The organism is Mycobacterium sp. PSTR-4-N (assembly GCF_022348085.1).
Taxonomy (GTDB): Bacteria; Actinomycetota; Actinomycetes; order Mycobacteriales; family Mycobacteriaceae; genus Mycobacterium.
Window position 1 is genome coordinate 526,083 of sequence record NZ_JAKRFN010000001.1, and the last position, 14,629, is coordinate 540,711.

The following is a 14,629-nucleotide window of genomic DNA, read 5'->3' on the forward strand; positions in this document are numbered from 1 at the left end:
CTACTGCACGGCGCCCACGTACTGGCGAGCCAACTCGTCGACCCAGCCCTCCGCGACGATCGGATCGGCGGGCGGGGCCGCCACCACGACGAGTTCGTCGACGCCGATATCGGCCAACGCGGCCAGATCCGCCGGCCCCGACTCCCGCAGCGAGACGGACAGCTTCACGTCACCGAAGTCGCGGCCGAGCCGGCGGCACATCCGGCGCAGCACCGAGACCCGCTCAGCGACCTCCTCCACGTCGGCCAGACCGAACCCGTACCAGCCGTCTCCCCACGCGGCGACACGGTGCAGAGCGGTGTCGGAGTTCCCGCCGAAGATCACCGGGATCATGCGCCGCTCCGGCTTCGGATTGACGCGCACACCGTCGAACGAGACGAACTCACCGGTGAAGGTGGCCACGTCGTCACGCCACAGCGTGCGCATCGCGGCCACGTACTCCTCGGTGCGCCGACCGCGGCGCTCGAACGGCACCCCCAGCGCGTCGAACTCGTCGCGTGACCACCCGACCCCGACCCCCAGAGACAACCGTCGACCACCACACAGACGATCCAGCGACGCCGCACTCTTCGCCGTGACGACGGGGTTGTGTTCCGGCAGCAGCAACACCCCGGTCGCCAACCCGATCCGGTTGGTGGCGGCCGCGGCGAAGCTCAGCGCGATCAACGGATCGAGCCAATCGGCGTCCGCGGGAACCGCGATCCTGCCATCGGGACTGTAGGGATACCGCGACGACGGCTCGTCGACCATGACGACGTGCTCGCCGATCCACAGGGTGGCGAAGCCGGACCGTTCGGCGGCGGCGGCCACGGCGTCGATCACAGGCCGGGACGCTCCCGCGCCGATGCCCAGACCATGCAACCCGAGGCTGACCACCTGGCCATCGTGGCAGCGCCGCCCACTGCACTGAGCGACGATCGCGTTGCGATCCGCTAACGACCCGCAGCGGACGGCCGTCCCGATGGACCACAGGTACCGCTGACGGGCGTGTCGTTAGGCTGTGCCGCATGGCTGCAGACATCGTGCCGATCGGGCTGAGCTTGACCAAGGGCGACGTGTACACGCTATGGGCACCGCGGTGGCGCGCCGACGGGGACGAGTGGGAGGCGTTCCTCGGCAAGGACGAGGACCTCTACGTGCTCGATTCCGTGGCCGACCTGGCCGCGTTCGTGCGGACCAACACCGACAACGACCTGAACGATCACCCGGCGTGGGAGAAGCTGACCACGGCGAACGCGCACCGATTGGTGCCCGACGAGGAGCACTCCTACGACCTCGCCGGGTTCGAGGAGATCCTGTCCAACAAGCCGACCGAGGACAGCGTGCGCACCCTGCACCGCGCGCTGTCGGTGGTGTCGTCCATCGGGTCGGTGTGCGAACTCCCCGCGGTGACGAAGTTCTTCAACGGCAACCCGATCCTGGGCACCGTCGGCGGAGGCGTCGAGGCGTACGCGGGCCGGGCCGGACGCAAGCGCTGGGCCGAGATCGAGAAGATCATCAACCGCGGGTGGGATGCGGTCATCGAGTCGATCGACGAGATCATCACCAAGCCCGACGTCGACAGCGCCGCGGTCGAGAAGGCCCAGGCAGAGCTCGATGCGCCCGCCCCCGAGCCGGAGGAGGACGAGGTCGTCATCGACGACATCGTCGACACCCCGGAAGAAGCCGACGACCTGGCGGCGGCAGCCGAAGACAAGGTGCTGGGCAGCGACGAGGATTTCTGGGCGCGCGTCGGCATCGACCCCGTCCGGATCATGACCAGCAGCGGCACCTTCTTCACCCTGCGCTGCTACTTCGACGATCGTCCGATCTTCCTGGGTCGCAACGGCCGCATCAGCGTGTTCGGCTCGGAACGGGCACTGGCGCGTTATCTGGCCGACGAACACGATCACGACCTGTCGGATCTGGCGACCTACGACGACATCCGCACCGCTGCCACCGACGGGTCGCTGCGGGTGGACGTCACCGACGACAACATCTACGTGCTGTCGGGGATCGTCGACGACCTCGCCGAGGGCCCCGACGCGCTCGATCACGACCAGCTCGAACTCGCGGTCGAGCTGCTGCGCGACATCGCCGACTACGCCGACGACACCAGCGTTGCGGCCAAACTCGAGAAGAACACCGCGCTGGGCCGGCTGATCGCCTACTCGCTGGAGCCCGGTTCGGTGTCACGCCCGAGCGCGCCGTACGCCGAGGCCGTCACGCAGTGGGAGTCGTTGGAGCGCTTCGTGGAGTCACGCCTGCGTTCGGAGTGATGACCGGTTCTCTGGCGAGCGAGCGTGTTTGTACGCGCCCGCGCGGCGTGTGGCGTGCCTGTGCGCTCGCTCGGGCGTGACGAGCGCGCGCGAATGCTCGCCCTGCGCGGCGTGCCGCTGTGCAGACGCTCCCCCGCAAGCGGGAGGTGCCCCCAGCGCTCGCGGGACGGGGGTCAGCCGATCAGGACGGCGTAGCGGGGTTTGATCACCTCGTCGATGATCGCGAGCCGCTCGTCGAAGGCGATGAACGCCGACTTCATCGCGTTGATCGTGAACCGCTCGAGATCGCTCCACCCGTAGCCGAACGCCTCGACCAGCCGGAACATCTCCTGGCTCATGAAGGTGTCGCTCATCAGCCGGTTGTCGGTGTTCACCGTCACCCGGAACCGCAGCCGAGCCAGCCGGTCGAACGGATGCTCGGCGATGCTGCCCACGGCGCCGGTCTGCACATTGGAGCTCGGGCACATCTCGAAGGGCACGCGCTTGTCGCGCAGCAGGCTCGCCAGCCGACCGAGCCGCGCCGTGCCGTCCGGATCTACGGTGATGTCGTCGACGATGCGCACCCCGTGGCCCAGCCGATCAGCCCCGCAGAACGCGATGGCTTCGTGGATCGAGGGCAGCCCGAACGCCTCGCCGGCGTGAATCGTGAAGCGCGCGTTGTTGCTTCGCATGTACTCGAACGCATCGAGGTGACGGGTGGGCGGGTAACCGGCCTCCGCGCCGGCGATGTCGAACCCGACGACCCCGCGGTCGCGGAACCGGATCGCCAGCGCCGCGATCTCGCGCGAGCGCGCGGCGTGCCGCATCGCGGTCACCAGAGTCCGCACCACGATGGGGCGCCCCGCAGCCGCGGCCGCCTTCTCTCCGTCGGCGAAGCCCGCCAACACCGCCTCGGTGACCGCATCGAGCGACAGCCCGCCATCGATGTGCAACTCGGGGGCGAACCGGATCTCGGCGTAGACGACGTTGTCGTGAGCGAGGTCCTCCACGCACTCGAACGCGACCCGATGCAACGCCTCGGGAGTCTGCATGACGCCGACCGTGTGGGCGAACGGTTCGAGATACCGAACCAGGGAGCCGCTGTGCGCGGCCGTGCGGAAGAACGTCGCCAGCGACTCGGCATCGTGTGCGGGCAGCTGGTCGTATCCCGTCTCCTCCGCCAGTTCGAGGACCGTCTGCGGCCGCAGCCCGCCGTCGAGATGATCGTGCAGCAGCGCCTTGGGCGCCTGTCGGATGTTCTCCAGCGTCAACGGTGTCGTCATCTGGCTCTCCTCACGTGATCCGGTCGATGATCAGCGGACGCACGGGTGGCGCCTCGCCGCCCACCCGCCAGGCCCCGTCGAGTTCGGACAGCGCCGGCCCGAAGCGCTCGGGGGTGTCGCTGTAGAGCGTGAACACCGTCTCCCCCGCGGCGACGGGTTCACCGGGCCGACGGTGGATGCGCATCCCGGCGCCGAACTGCACGCGCTCACCCGGTGCGGAGCGGCCCGCTCCGAGCCGCCACACCGCGAGTCCCACGGCCATCGCATCGATGTCCCCCATCGTGCCACCGTGGGGGGCCACCACGGTCTCGCTGTGGGCACCGACGGGCAACGGCGCCGCGAGGTCACCGCCCTGAGCGGCGATCAACGCGCGGAAGGAGTCCATCGCCGACCCGTCACGCAGCGTCTGGGCCGGATCGACGGCGTCGAGTCCTGCCGCGTCGCACATCTCCTGCGCCAGCGCAACGGTCAGCTCGACCACGTCCTCCGGTCCACCGCCGGCGAGTACCTCGAGTGATTCGGCCACCTCGACCGCGTTACCGACCGTGCGCCCCAGCGGCACCTCCATGTCGGTCAGCAGCGCGCGAGTGGCGACCCCGTGCTCGCGCCCCAGCGCCACCATCGTGGCCGCGAGCTCACGCGACTCCGCTTCGGTGGCCAGAAACGCCCCGGAGCCGACCTTGGTGTCGAGCACCAGCGCGGCAGCCCCTTCGGCGATCTTCTTGCTCATCACCGAACTCGCGATCAGCGGAAGCGATTCCGTGGTGCCGGTGACGTCGCGCAGCGCGTAGATCTTGCGATCGGCGGGCGCCAGCTCCCCGGCGGCGAAGATCGCCGCACCGAGATCCCGAAGCTGTTGATGGATCTGCGATTTGGTGATCTCGGCGGTGAACCCGGCGATCGACTCCAGCTTGTCCAGGGTGCCGCCGGTGTGTCCCAGGCCCCGCCCGGCCGCCTGCGGGACAGCGCCCCCGCACGCCATGATCATCGGAACCAAGGGAATCGTGATCTTGTCGCCGACCCCACCGGTCGAATGCTTGTCGACGGTCGGGCGGCCCACGTCGGAGAAGTCGAACCGCTCCCCCGAGGCCACCATCGCCGCGGTCCAGCGCGCGATCTCGTGCCCGGACATGCCCCGCAGGAAGATCGCCATCAGCAGCGCGGCCATCTGCCCGTCGGTGACGCGATCGTGGGTGTAGGCGTCGATCACCCAGTCGATCGCGGCGTCGGAGAGCGCATCGCCGTCCCGCTTGGTCCGGATGACGGTGGGGGCATCGAAACGCGGTCCGAAAGTGTTCTGGGTCACGCCGATTCCCCTCCGGGCGCACGGGCCAGGTCGTCCGGTCCGAACGCGTCGGGCAGCAGCTCGCTCAGCGGGCGTGGCCCCGCCGGGTGGTCGACGAGCATGTCGGGGCCGCCGTGTTCGAGCAGCACCTGGCGGCAGCGTCCGCACGGCATCAGGGTCGCGCCGTCGGGGCCGACGCAGGCCAGTGCGAGCAGGCGCCCGCCACCGCTGGAGACCAGGGCGCAGACCACTGCGCACTCGGCGCAGAGACCCAGGCCATATGAGACATTTTCCACATTGCAGCCGGTAACTATTCGGTAATCGTCGGCCAGCGCAGCCGCCCCCACCGGAAACCGCGAATAGGGTGCGTACGCATGACCTGACACGTCAATAGCCTTGCGGCGCAACAACTCCCAGTCGATGTCGGCGCTCACGTCAGGCCTTTCCAGCAGATTCTGAATCCATTCCGAACCCCCCGCCTCGTGACCAGCAGTATCAGATAGGTGACCCTAATAAACGCCCTTTTCCGAGGGCATACGGCCACAGGCTAGTTCGTTCGGCAGTACAAAGGAGATTAGAGTCGCTGCGAGGTTCGGAGAACCGACCGACGGGCACATCTCCGAGCATCCACCGATGGCGTTGGAGGGGTCAGATGAGTACGGCAACATCATCGGACGACATTGCGGCACCACGCTCGCAGCCGTCGCGCCGACGAACCCTGTATCGCGGCGATCCCGCGATGTGGTCGTGGGTTCTGCACCGGATCTCCGGTGCCTCGATCTTCTTCTTCCTGTTCGTCCACGTGACGGACACCGCGCTCGTGCGGGTCAGCCCGCAGGCCTACAACGAGATCATCGAGACCTACAAGACACCCATCATCGGACTGATGGAGCTCGGCCTCGTCGCCGCCGTGCTGTACCACGCGCTCAACGGTATCCGCGTCATCCTGATCGACTTCTGGTCCGAGGGCCCGCGCCACCAACGCAAGATGCTGTGGGTCGTCGCCGGCGTGTTCATCGCGGTGCTGATCGCGTCGATCGGTGTCATCGGCATGCACATGGCGGAGAGGTTCCTCTAAATGCCCGAGAACCCGTACGACCACATCAGCGACCGCGGCGGCAGCGCGCCGGTCATGCAGCGCAGCCACGACCGGCCGGCCAGCCTCGACAACCCCCGGGCGCCGCGGCGCGCGGGCGGCATGCCCAACTTCGAGAAGTACGCCTGGCTGTTCATGCGCTTCTCGGGCCTGGTGCTCGTCTTCCTGGCGCTCGGCCACCTGTTCATCATGTTGATGTGGGACGGCGGCGTGTACCGCATCGACTTCAACTTCGTCGCGCAGCGCTGGTCCTCGCCGTTCTGGCAGACCTGGGACCTCCTGCTGCTCTGGCTCGCTCAGCTGCACGGCGGCAACGGCATGCGCACGATCATCGCCGACTACAGCCGCAAGGATTCGACCAAGTTCTGGTTGAACTCCCTGCTGGCCTTGTCGATGGTGTTCGTGCTGGTGCTGGGCACCTACGTGCTGCTGACGTTCGACGCGTCCATCTCTTGATCGGGAGCTCACGATGATTCAAGAACACCGCTACGACGTCGTCATCGTCGGTGCCGGCGGCGCCGGCATGCGGGCCGCCGTCGAGGCCGGCCCGCGCGTGCGCACCGCCGTGCTGACCAAGCTGTACCCGACGCGCTCGCACACCGGCGCGGCCCAGGGCGGCATGTGCGCCGCTCTGGCCAACGTCGAAGAGGACAACTGGGAGTGGCACACCTTCGACACCGTCAAGGGCGGCGACTACCTCGCCGACCAGGACGCCGTCGAGATCATGGCCAAAGAGGCCATCGACGCGGTGCTCGACCTCGAGAAGATGGGGATGCCGTTCAACCGCACCCCCGAGGGCCGCATCGACCAGCGCCGTTTCGGTGGACACACCCGCGACCACGGCAAAGCCCCCGTGCGGCGGGCCTGCTACGCCGCCGACCGCACCGGCCACATGATCCTGCAGACGCTGTATCAAAACTGCGTCAAACACGACGTGGAGTTCTTCAACGAGTTCTACGCCCTCGACATCGCGATGACCGAGACCCCGTCGGGCCCGGTCGCCACCGGCGTCATCGCCTACGAACTCGCCACCGGCGACATCCACGTCTTCCACGCCAAGGCGATCGTGTTCGCCACCGGCGGGTCGGGCCGAATGTACAAGACCACCTCCAACGCCCACACGCTGACCGGTGACGGGCTGGGCATCATCTTCCGCAAGGGACTTCCCTTGGAGGACATGGAGTTCCACCAGTTCCACCCGACAGGTCTGGCCGGTCTGGGCATCCTGATCTCCGAGGCCGTGCGCGGCGAGGGCGGCCGACTGCTCAACGGCGAAGGCGAACGGTTCATGGAGCGCTACGCGCCCACGATCGTGGACCTGGCACCGCGCGACATCGTCGCCCGCTCGATGGTGCTCGAGGTGCTCGAGGGCCGCGGCGCCGGACCGAACAAGGACTACGTCTACATCGACGTGCGTCACCTCGGCGAGGACGTCCTCGAGGCCAAGCTGCCCGACATCACCGAGTTCGCCCGCACCTACCTCGGCGTCGACCCGGTCAAGGAACTGGTGCCCGTCTACCCGACCTGTCACTACGTCATGGGCGGCATCCCGACCACCGTGAACGGCCAGGTGCTCTCGGACAACACCACCGTCGTCCCGGGTCTGTACGCCGCCGGTGAATGCGCGTGTGTGTCCGTGCACGGCGCCAACCGGCTGGGCACCAACTCGCTGCTCGACATCAACGTGTTCGGCCGCCGTGCCGGCATCGCCGCCGCGAATTACGCACTCGGACACGACTTCGTCGACCTGCCCGAGAAGCCAGCCGACATGGTGGTCGGCTGGGTCGGCGACATCCTCTCCGAACACGGCAACGAGCGCGTCGCCGAGATCCGCGGGGCGCTGCAGCAGTCGATGGACAACAACGCGGCGGTGTTCCGCACCGAGGAGACGCTCAAGCAGGCGCTCACCGACATCCACGCGCTCAAGGAGCGCTACGCCCGAATCACCGTGCAGGACAAGGGCAAGCGCTACAACAGCGATCTGCTCGAGGCCATCGAGCTGGGCTTCCTGCTGGAGCTGGCGGAAGTCACCGTGGTCGGTGCGCTCAACCGCAAGGAGTCCCGCGGCGGCCATGCCCGCGAGGACTACCCGAACCGCGACGACACCAACTACATGCGTCACACCATGGCCTACAAGGACGGATCGGACCTGCTGAGCGACATCCGGCTGGACTACAAGCCGGTGGTGCAGACGCGGTACGAGCCGATGGAACGGAAGTACTGATCACATGAGCGCGCCTGTTCTGGACAAGCAAGACACTCCCCCCGTGCCCGAGGGTGCGGTGATGGTGACGCTGAAGATCGCCCGGTTCAACCCCGAGTCACCCGATGACGCCGGCTGGCAGAGCTTTCGGGTGCCGTGCCTGCCGAGCGACCGGCTGCTGAACCTGCTGCACTACGTGAAGTGGTACCTCGACGGGACGTTGACGTTCCGCCGGTCCTGCGCGCACGGCGTGTGCGGGTCGGACGCCATGCGCATCAACGGCGTGAATCGGTTGGCGTGCAAGGTGCTGATGCGCGACATGCTGCCGAAGAACCCCGACAAGCAGCTGACCATCACGATCGAGCCGATCCGCGGGCTGCCCGTGGAGAAGGACCTCGTCGTCGACATGGAGCCGTTCTTCGACGCCTACCGCGCGATCAAGCCGTATCTGATCACGTCGGGCAATCAGCCCACCCGGGAACGGATTCAGAGCCAGACCGACCGCGCCCGCTATGACGACACCACCAAGTGCATCCTCTGTGCGTGCTGCACCACGAGCTGCCCGGTGTACTGGAGCGAGGGCTCGTACTTCGGCCCTGCGGCGATCGTCAACGCCCACCGGTTCATCTTCGACAGCCGCGACGAAGGTGCGGCCGAGCGGCTGGACATCCTCAACGACGTCGACGGGGTGTGGCGGTGCCGCACGACGTTCAACTGCACCGAGGCCTGCCCGCGCGGCATCGAGGTGACCAAGGCGATCCAGGAGGTCAAGCGGGCGTTGATGTTCGCCCGCTGACCTGCTCGTCGTAGTAGCGCAGGATCACCGCCACCGTCGCGGCCACCGGCACCGCGAGGAACGCCCCGATCACCCCGAAGGTCGAGGCCCCCAGCGTCACCGCGAGCAGCACGATCACCGCGTGCAGCTTCATCGACTTCGATTGCAGCCACGGCTGCAGGACGTTTCCCTCGAGCTGCTGCACGGCGACGATGATGCCCAGCACGATCAAGGCGCTGACCGGGCCGTTGGCGACCAGCGCGATGAGCACCGCGAGCCCGCCGGCGACGAACGCGCCGACGATCGGCACGAACCCGCCGATGAACGTGATGATCGCCAGCGCGTAGGCCAGCGGTACGCCGACGACAAGCAGCCCGATGCCGATGAGGACCGCATCGACGAGACTGACCAGCGCCTGTGTTCGGATGAACCCGCCGAGGGTGGACCAGACGCGCTGCAGGATCTCCGCCAGATGCGGGGCTGCAGGCAGACCCGTGACGCGCCGCAACCACGGGAGGAAGCCGGGCCCGTCTTTGAGGAAGAAGAACGCCACCACCACCGCGGTGAAGAGCGTGACCAATGCCGAGGTGGCGGCTTCCACACCGGTGAACACACCCGTGGCGATCTTGGTGCTACTGGAATTCAACGTGTCGTTGATCGCGTCGACCGCCGAATTCAGTTGCGCGTCACTGATGTTCAGCGGCGGGCCGCCCAGCCAGTCACGCACCTGCACGACGCCGGCGCTCGCCTGCTCGGCCATCTCGCTGACCTGGCTGACGATCGCCGGTGCGATCGCGGCGATGATGCCGGCCACGACGGCGACCGCCGCCACCAGCACCAGCAGCGCGGCGGCGGCGGCAGGCAACCCCTTGCCGCGCAACCAGCGCACCGGCGGCCACAACACCGTGCAGACGATCAGGGCCAGCGCCACGGGCAGCAGGATCACCCACGTCTTCCCGATCACCCACGCCAGCACCCACAGCGCCACCGCGACCACCACGAGGCGACCCGCTGCACTCGCCGTCGAGTGAAGATGTCTGTTGAATACCTCGCCGCGGTCCACCCGCCCCTTCTACCCACCCAGACGGTGGATTCACCGCCAGCGGCGGGCCAAGAAATCGCGGATCAACGCGGTGACGGCAGCGAGGTCGCTCTCCAGCAGGAAGTGGCCGCCGTCGCGCAGGTGGATCTCGGCGTCGACGGCGTCGGCGGCGAACGCGCGGGCGCCGTCGGGCCCGAAGAACGGGTCCTTGTCTCCCCAGACCGCCAGCACCGGCACCGCACTGGTGCGCAGATAGTCGTGTAGCGCGGGATAGAGCCGCGGGTTGCTCGCATAGTCCTTGAACAGCGCCAGTTGAATCGCGTCGTTGCCGGGACGGGACAGCAGCGCGTAGTCGTGATGCCAGGTGTCCGGGCTGACGACGCTCGGGTCCGGCACTCCGGCGACGTACTGCATCCGCGTGGCCTCGAACGACAGGAATTCTCGCAGCGCGGCCGCCGTCGCGGGTGTCTGCTCACGCTGGTAGTCCCAGACCGCCGCCCAGCCCTCGGGGACGAAGCCTGCGTCGTAGCCGTTGCCGTTCTGCGTGATGATCACGGCGATCGCCTGCGGATCGCGCAGTGCCAGCCGCCAGCCCACCGGGGCGCCGTAGTCCTGCACGTACATGGCGTAGTTGGTCACCTCCAGCTGGTCGAGCAGGCCGGCGATCAGATCGGTCAGTGCGTCGAAGGTGTAGTCGACCTCGTCGGCCGGCGGCGCGTCGGAGTAGCCGAAGCCGAGGTAGTCCGGTGCGATCACGTGGTAGCGGTCGGCCAGTTCGGGCATCAGGTTGCGGAACATGAACGAGCTGGTGGGAAAGCCGTGCAGGAGCACGATCACCGGCGCGCCCGGGGTGCCCGCCTCACGGTAGAAGATCTGGCGACCGGCGACGGTGGCGTACCGATGGTGGACCACGTTCACGATGTAACTCCTAAAATTGTTTTTAACGGTTAGCACCCAGTGAACCGGTCGCGGTGTAACCTGTCAATAGCATTTAGGAGGTTAGTCATGGAGTTGCCGGTAGCCGATCCCGCCGACGAGACACTGCTGCTCGACCTGCTCAACACCACTCCGGTCGTCGACGGCGTGCCCAGCGACCTCCTGACGTCGGGCTGGCTCGCCGAGCGCCAGATCGACGAGCGCGAGCGCGCAGACCTCATCGCCGCTCGACAGGTGCTGCAGGCGGTGGTCCGGGGCGATCAGTCCGGGTCGGCGGTGCAGCCGTTTCTCGACGGCGTGGCGCTGCGACCTGTCGTCACCGACGACGGCATCGACTGGCAGCTCGAGGCCGTCGATGCCGCTGCCCGGGCCGTCATCGCGTGGGACACGCTACGGATCAGCAGTCCAGGGCGCCTGCGGCCGTGCGCCAACACCGAATGCCAGCTGTTCCTGCTCGATCGCAGCAAGCCCAACACCGCGCGATGGTGCTCGATGGCGATCTGCGGCAACCGGATGAAGGCCCGGCGGCACTACCGGCGGAGCCGAGCGGACTGACCGTGCGCGCTCGCTGCCGTTGAGCGCGCGCAAAATGCCAGCTGCGGCGGCGCGTCGGTGTACAGACGCGCGCGCTCGCCGGACGGACCCATGCGCTCGCCGGACGGACCCATCCGGTGCGGGGGTGGTGACGAATGCCGGTCATGGCGCCTTCGCACACTGTTGAACTGGTCGTCCTGGTCGACGACGCCGGCCGGCCCCTCGGCTCCGCACCGAAGGCCCAGGTGCACCACGAAGCCACACCGCTGCACCTGGCGTTCTCCTGCTACCTCTTCGACCACTCCGGCAACGTCCTGCTGACGCGGCGGGCCCTGCACAAACGCACCTTCGCCGGCATCTGGACCAATTCCTGCTGCGGCCACCCCGCCCCCGACGAGTCGATGACCGACGCCGTGCACCGCCGAGTGCGCGAAGAACTGGGCGTCGGTATCGCCGAGCTGACGTGCGTGCTTCCCGACTTCCGCTACTACGCCGTGGCAGCCGACGGCGTCGCCGAGAACGAGCTGTGCCCGGTCTACTGCGGCCGCGTCGACGGGCCCGTGCGCGCCGACCCGGAGGAAGTCATGGACTACCGGTGGGTGCCGTGGGAAGACGCCCGCACTGCGGCCGGCCTGGGCTGGGCGATCAGCCCGTGGGCCGCCGAGCAGATCCCGCTGCTCGACAACGCCGGCGTCCCGTCGGGTCGTTAGTTCCTGGTCTCGAACAGTCGCTCGGCATAGGCCAGATCGTCGCGCCACAGCCGGGCGGCCGCGCGCCGCATCAGCGGCCGCAACAGTGGACCGGCCACCAGCCCCTTGCCGAAATGGGGTCGATCCGAATGCGCGATGACGGCCTCCACCACCGCGGTCCTCGGTCGCCCGTCACGGCCCGGGCCCAGCGGTGTCGCGTGGGTCTCGACGACGCTGCCCTGCCCTTCGCCCTCGATGATCCGCATCGTGACCGTACGCGGGCCGGGTGTGGTGAACTCGGCGATCACCGGGACCCCGAAGCGGCCGATCCGGAACGTGACGTCGACGACGAACCGGTCCAGCGCGTCGGGCAGATCGTCCTCGGCCGGCGGGGCACTGAGCACCTTGAGCTGGGTGAACGAATACGGGTGGAACCAGGCGCCGTGCCAGGGATCGAGCCGGTTGGCCACGACGTCGGCCGGCTCGCAGATCCCCTCGAGCCGGGTCACCGCGGCCAGCGCCGGAGCGCCGGGGCGCGGCATCGGCGGCGGGGTGTCCGACAACGGCGACGTCGCCGGGTCGACCGCGTCGTCGAATCGCACCCAGCACAGCACGCCGTCGTCGTGGGAGGCGTACGGCTTCCACGTGCCATGCCTGCGCTCCCCGAGCCGCAGGCCGTGCCACGGGCACACCAGCGTGCCGCACTCCACCGGAGCGGTGGCCAGATCGGCGCCCAGATGCGGGCAGGCGCGCGGCGCGACCAGCAGCCCGCCGTCGGCCCCACGCCACGCCACGATCTCGCGGCCCGCGACCCTCGTCCCCAGCGCCGCGGTGGTCAGCGTCGAGCTCTCGGCGAACGCGAACCAGTTGCCGCCCGCCTTGCGCTGGGCACGACGCAGCGCGGCGGTGATCAGCGTGGGACTGGCCTCGGCATAGGTCGGGGTCTGGCCCGCCCAGTCGAGCGCCGGGAGCAGCTCGAACGGCGAGGCCGCGGCCATCCGTGCGCGCCAGCCCGTCGCGTCGCTCATCGGGGTGCTCCTGCGGTCGCCAGGCGCCTCAGCAGCCCGGAGCGCCCCTGGTTGGGCACCGTGTGCAGCACATGTCCGGCCACTCCGAATCCGCCCAGCAACTCGTTGGCAGCCGTCCAACCCGTCGTCGCGGCGCGCTCCATCAAGGCGACCGGCAGATCGATGCGAATCCCGTCGCCCGCCAGCATGATTCGCGGATCAGGGGTACGCACGGTCGGCCGGTCGGCGAAGTCGCCCGGAGCGAAACGCGGGCAGTCGTCGCGGTGCAGCAGCCGCTCGTCGACAATCGAAGCAGTCACCGTCTCAGGGTAGAGCTCGTGCATCCGCTCGATCAGCGCGGTGCGCACGGTGTCCAGCGGTTCGTGCACCGAGTAGGCGTGCAGTTCCACGACCGATCCCCCGGTGCGTGCCGACCAGCGCGCCGCTTCCCGCTCGTAACGCTCCACCACGCTGATGTTGTCGAGCGGTTCGCGACCGCCCGTCCCGACGAACGCGGCGCGATCCGGGCGCACCGGCCGATCGAGCCACAACCGCAGCACCACGAACGGCGGCGCCGTGCCCATCGCCGCGACCCGCTCCCGCCACGGCGCATCACCGAGCTCGGGCGACGCCGCGACGATGCGCTGCAGACCGGCGACGTCGGTGGCGAGAACCACACCGTCGGCGTCGAGGACGTCACCGCCGGTCGTGTGGACCGTCACCCCGTCCCCTGTCGTCACCGACTCGGCCGTCTTCCCGGTGTGGAACACCACGCCGCGTCCACTCAGATAGGTACGTAACGGATTCCACAGAGCCACGTCGAAATTGGCGTTCGCGACATCGAAGATGAGGCCCTCGCTCGAGCCCAGGAAGTAGATGTGGAACATCGTCACCAGCTCACCGGCTGACAACGCCTCGGGACGTGCGAAGAAGCTGCGGGCGAACACCTCGAACGCCAGGTGACGCGCCGCGTCGGGAAAGTTGATGTCGCGCAGGAACGTCTGCGCGTCCTGATCGTCGAGCAGACGGTAGGTGTCGGGTACCGACACCGCGGCCAGCGGCGCGGCGGCCTTCGCGTCGATGCGCACCAGGTCTCGCACCCGAAAAGTGGGGCTGCGCAACGCGAATGCCAACGCATTCAGCGGCGGCGTCTGCGGCAGCCCGCGGAACGTGTCCTGCCGGCCGGCGCCGTCGATCAGCGGGTAATCGGCCACCGGCGTCAGCGCCGACAAGCCCGGATCGGCCCGGCTGAGCAGCGCCCGCAGGTTGTAGTACTGCCGGAAGAAGGCGTGGAAGCCGCGATTCATCCCGGTCTGCGACCCGTCGGCCAGCGTCTCGTCCCAGCCGCCCACCCGGCCGCCGAGGTAGTCCCGACTCTCGACGACGTCGACGGCGACCCCGCGTTCAGCCAGGCCCGTGGCCGCGGCGAGGCCGGCGATTCCGCCACCCACCACGACCACGCGGGGTGGGGCGCCGTCCCCCGTGATCGCTGGACGTCCGGGGCGGGCGGGCCAGGTCTGTCGGCGACGGTCAGTCACGAGC

The 14,629-nt window shown here is 68.5% G+C and carries 15 protein-coding genes; 7 read left to right on the forward strand and 8 right to left on the reverse strand.

What is annotated here, in order from left to right:
* Positions 1 to 876 (reverse strand): LLM class F420-dependent oxidoreductase, encoded by an 876-nt coding sequence (locus MHN84_RS02510; RefSeq protein WP_241203044.1) that lies wholly within the window; start codon positions 874 to 876, stop codon positions 1 to 3.
* Between the two features lie 131 nt (positions 877 to 1,007).
* On the opposite strand from MHN84_RS02510, the gene MHN84_RS02515 reads away from it, so the two are divergent.
* Entirely contained in the window at positions 1,008 to 2,258 is a 1,251-nt protein-coding gene (locus MHN84_RS02515) for a primosomal protein (RefSeq protein WP_241203045.1), read from the forward strand.
* 173 nt (positions 2,259 to 2,431) lie between these two features.
* Here the strand turns inward: MHN84_RS02515 and MHN84_RS02520 are convergent, their stop codons facing one another.
* Genes MHN84_RS02520 through MHN84_RS02530 form a run of 3 tightly spaced genes read right to left on the reverse strand, consistent with a single transcriptional unit; the run spans position 2,432 to position 5,239 of the window.
* On the reverse strand, positions 2,432 to 3,520 hold the full coding sequence (locus tag MHN84_RS02520) for an adenosine deaminase (RefSeq protein ID WP_241203046.1): 1,089 nt from the start codon (positions 3,518 to 3,520) through the stop codon (positions 2,432 to 2,434).
* Positions 3,521 to 3,530: 10 nt separating this feature from the next.
* Positions 3,531 to 4,826 carry a thymidine phosphorylase gene (locus MHN84_RS02525; protein WP_241203047.1) on the reverse strand — a complete coding sequence of 432 codons (1,296 nt, stop codon included), beginning with the start codon at positions 4,824 to 4,826 and terminating at the stop codon, positions 3,531 to 3,533.
* Positions 4,823 to 5,239 carry a cytidine deaminase gene (locus tag MHN84_RS02530; RefSeq protein WP_241203048.1) on the reverse strand — a complete coding sequence of 139 codons (417 nt, stop codon included), beginning with the start codon at positions 5,237 to 5,239 and terminating at the stop codon, positions 4,823 to 4,825. Before MHN84_RS02530 ends, MHN84_RS02525 begins: the two co-directional genes overlap by 4 nt.
* A gap of 218 nt (positions 5,240 to 5,457) precedes the next feature.
* Between MHN84_RS02530 and sdhC the strand changes: the two genes are divergently transcribed.
* The 4 genes from sdhC to MHN84_RS02550 are packed head-to-tail and all read left to right on the forward strand — an operon-like array spanning position 5,458 to position 8,900.
* Positions 5,458 to 5,883, forward strand: a complete 426-nt coding sequence (gene sdhC / locus MHN84_RS02535) for a succinate dehydrogenase, cytochrome b556 subunit (protein ID WP_241203049.1) — start codon at positions 5,458 to 5,460, stop codon at positions 5,881 to 5,883.
* Positions 5,884 to 6,357 (forward strand): succinate dehydrogenase hydrophobic membrane anchor subunit, encoded by a 474-nt coding sequence (locus MHN84_RS02540; RefSeq protein ID WP_241203050.1) that lies wholly within the window; start codon positions 5,884 to 5,886, stop codon positions 6,355 to 6,357.
* Positions 6,358 to 6,370: 13 nt separating this feature from the next.
* A complete protein-coding gene (gene sdhA / locus MHN84_RS02545) occupies positions 6,371 to 8,125 on the forward strand; it encodes a succinate dehydrogenase flavoprotein subunit (RefSeq protein ID WP_221362905.1) in 1,755 nt (584 codons plus the stop codon).
* A 4-nt stretch (positions 8,126 to 8,129) separates the two neighbouring features.
* Positions 8,130 to 8,900 (forward strand): succinate dehydrogenase iron-sulfur subunit, encoded by a 771-nt coding sequence (locus tag MHN84_RS02550; RefSeq protein WP_241203051.1) that lies wholly within the window; start codon positions 8,130 to 8,132, stop codon positions 8,898 to 8,900.
* Here MHN84_RS02550 and MHN84_RS02555 read toward each other — a convergent pair.
* Together MHN84_RS02555 and MHN84_RS02560 are read right to left on the reverse strand one after the other, a co-directional pair.
* A complete protein-coding gene (locus MHN84_RS02555) occupies positions 8,872 to 9,942 on the reverse strand; it encodes an AI-2E family transporter (RefSeq protein ID WP_241203052.1) in 1,071 nt (356 codons plus the stop codon). The two genes, MHN84_RS02550 and MHN84_RS02555, sit on opposite strands and share 29 nt — an antisense overlap.
* 30 nt (positions 9,943 to 9,972) lie before the next feature.
* Positions 9,973 to 10,839 carry an alpha/beta fold hydrolase gene (locus MHN84_RS02560; protein WP_241203053.1) on the reverse strand — a complete coding sequence of 289 codons (867 nt, stop codon included), beginning with the start codon at positions 10,837 to 10,839 and terminating at the stop codon, positions 9,973 to 9,975.
* A gap of 87 nt (positions 10,840 to 10,926) precedes the next feature.
* Here MHN84_RS02560 and MHN84_RS02565 point away from each other — a divergent pair, with 87 nt between their 5' ends.
* Together MHN84_RS02565 and idi are read left to right on the forward strand one after the other, a co-directional pair.
* Complete coding sequence (locus MHN84_RS02565; RefSeq protein WP_241203054.1) at positions 10,927 to 11,412, forward strand: CGNR zinc finger domain-containing protein; 486 nt, start codon at positions 10,927 to 10,929, stop codon at positions 11,410 to 11,412.
* A 143-nt stretch (positions 11,413 to 11,555) separates the two neighbouring features.
* Positions 11,556 to 12,101, forward strand: a complete 546-nt coding sequence (gene idi, locus MHN84_RS02570; RefSeq protein ID WP_374238297.1) for an isopentenyl-diphosphate Delta-isomerase — start codon at positions 11,556 to 11,558, stop codon at positions 12,099 to 12,101.
* On the opposite strand, the gene MHN84_RS02575 is transcribed toward idi, so the two are convergent.
* Together MHN84_RS02575 and MHN84_RS02580 are read right to left on the reverse strand one after the other, a co-directional pair.
* A complete protein-coding gene (locus tag MHN84_RS02575; RefSeq protein WP_241203056.1) occupies positions 12,098 to 13,108 on the reverse strand; it encodes a DUF5914 domain-containing protein in 1,011 nt (336 codons plus the stop codon). The two genes, idi and MHN84_RS02575, sit on opposite strands and share 4 nt — an antisense overlap.
* On the reverse strand, positions 13,105 to 14,625 hold the full coding sequence (locus MHN84_RS02580) for an FAD-dependent oxidoreductase (RefSeq protein ID WP_241203057.1): 1,521 nt from the start codon (positions 14,623 to 14,625) through the stop codon (positions 13,105 to 13,107). The genes MHN84_RS02575 and MHN84_RS02580 overlap by 4 nt, the downstream gene beginning before the upstream one ends.
* Positions 14,626 to 14,629: the final 4 nt, after the last annotated feature.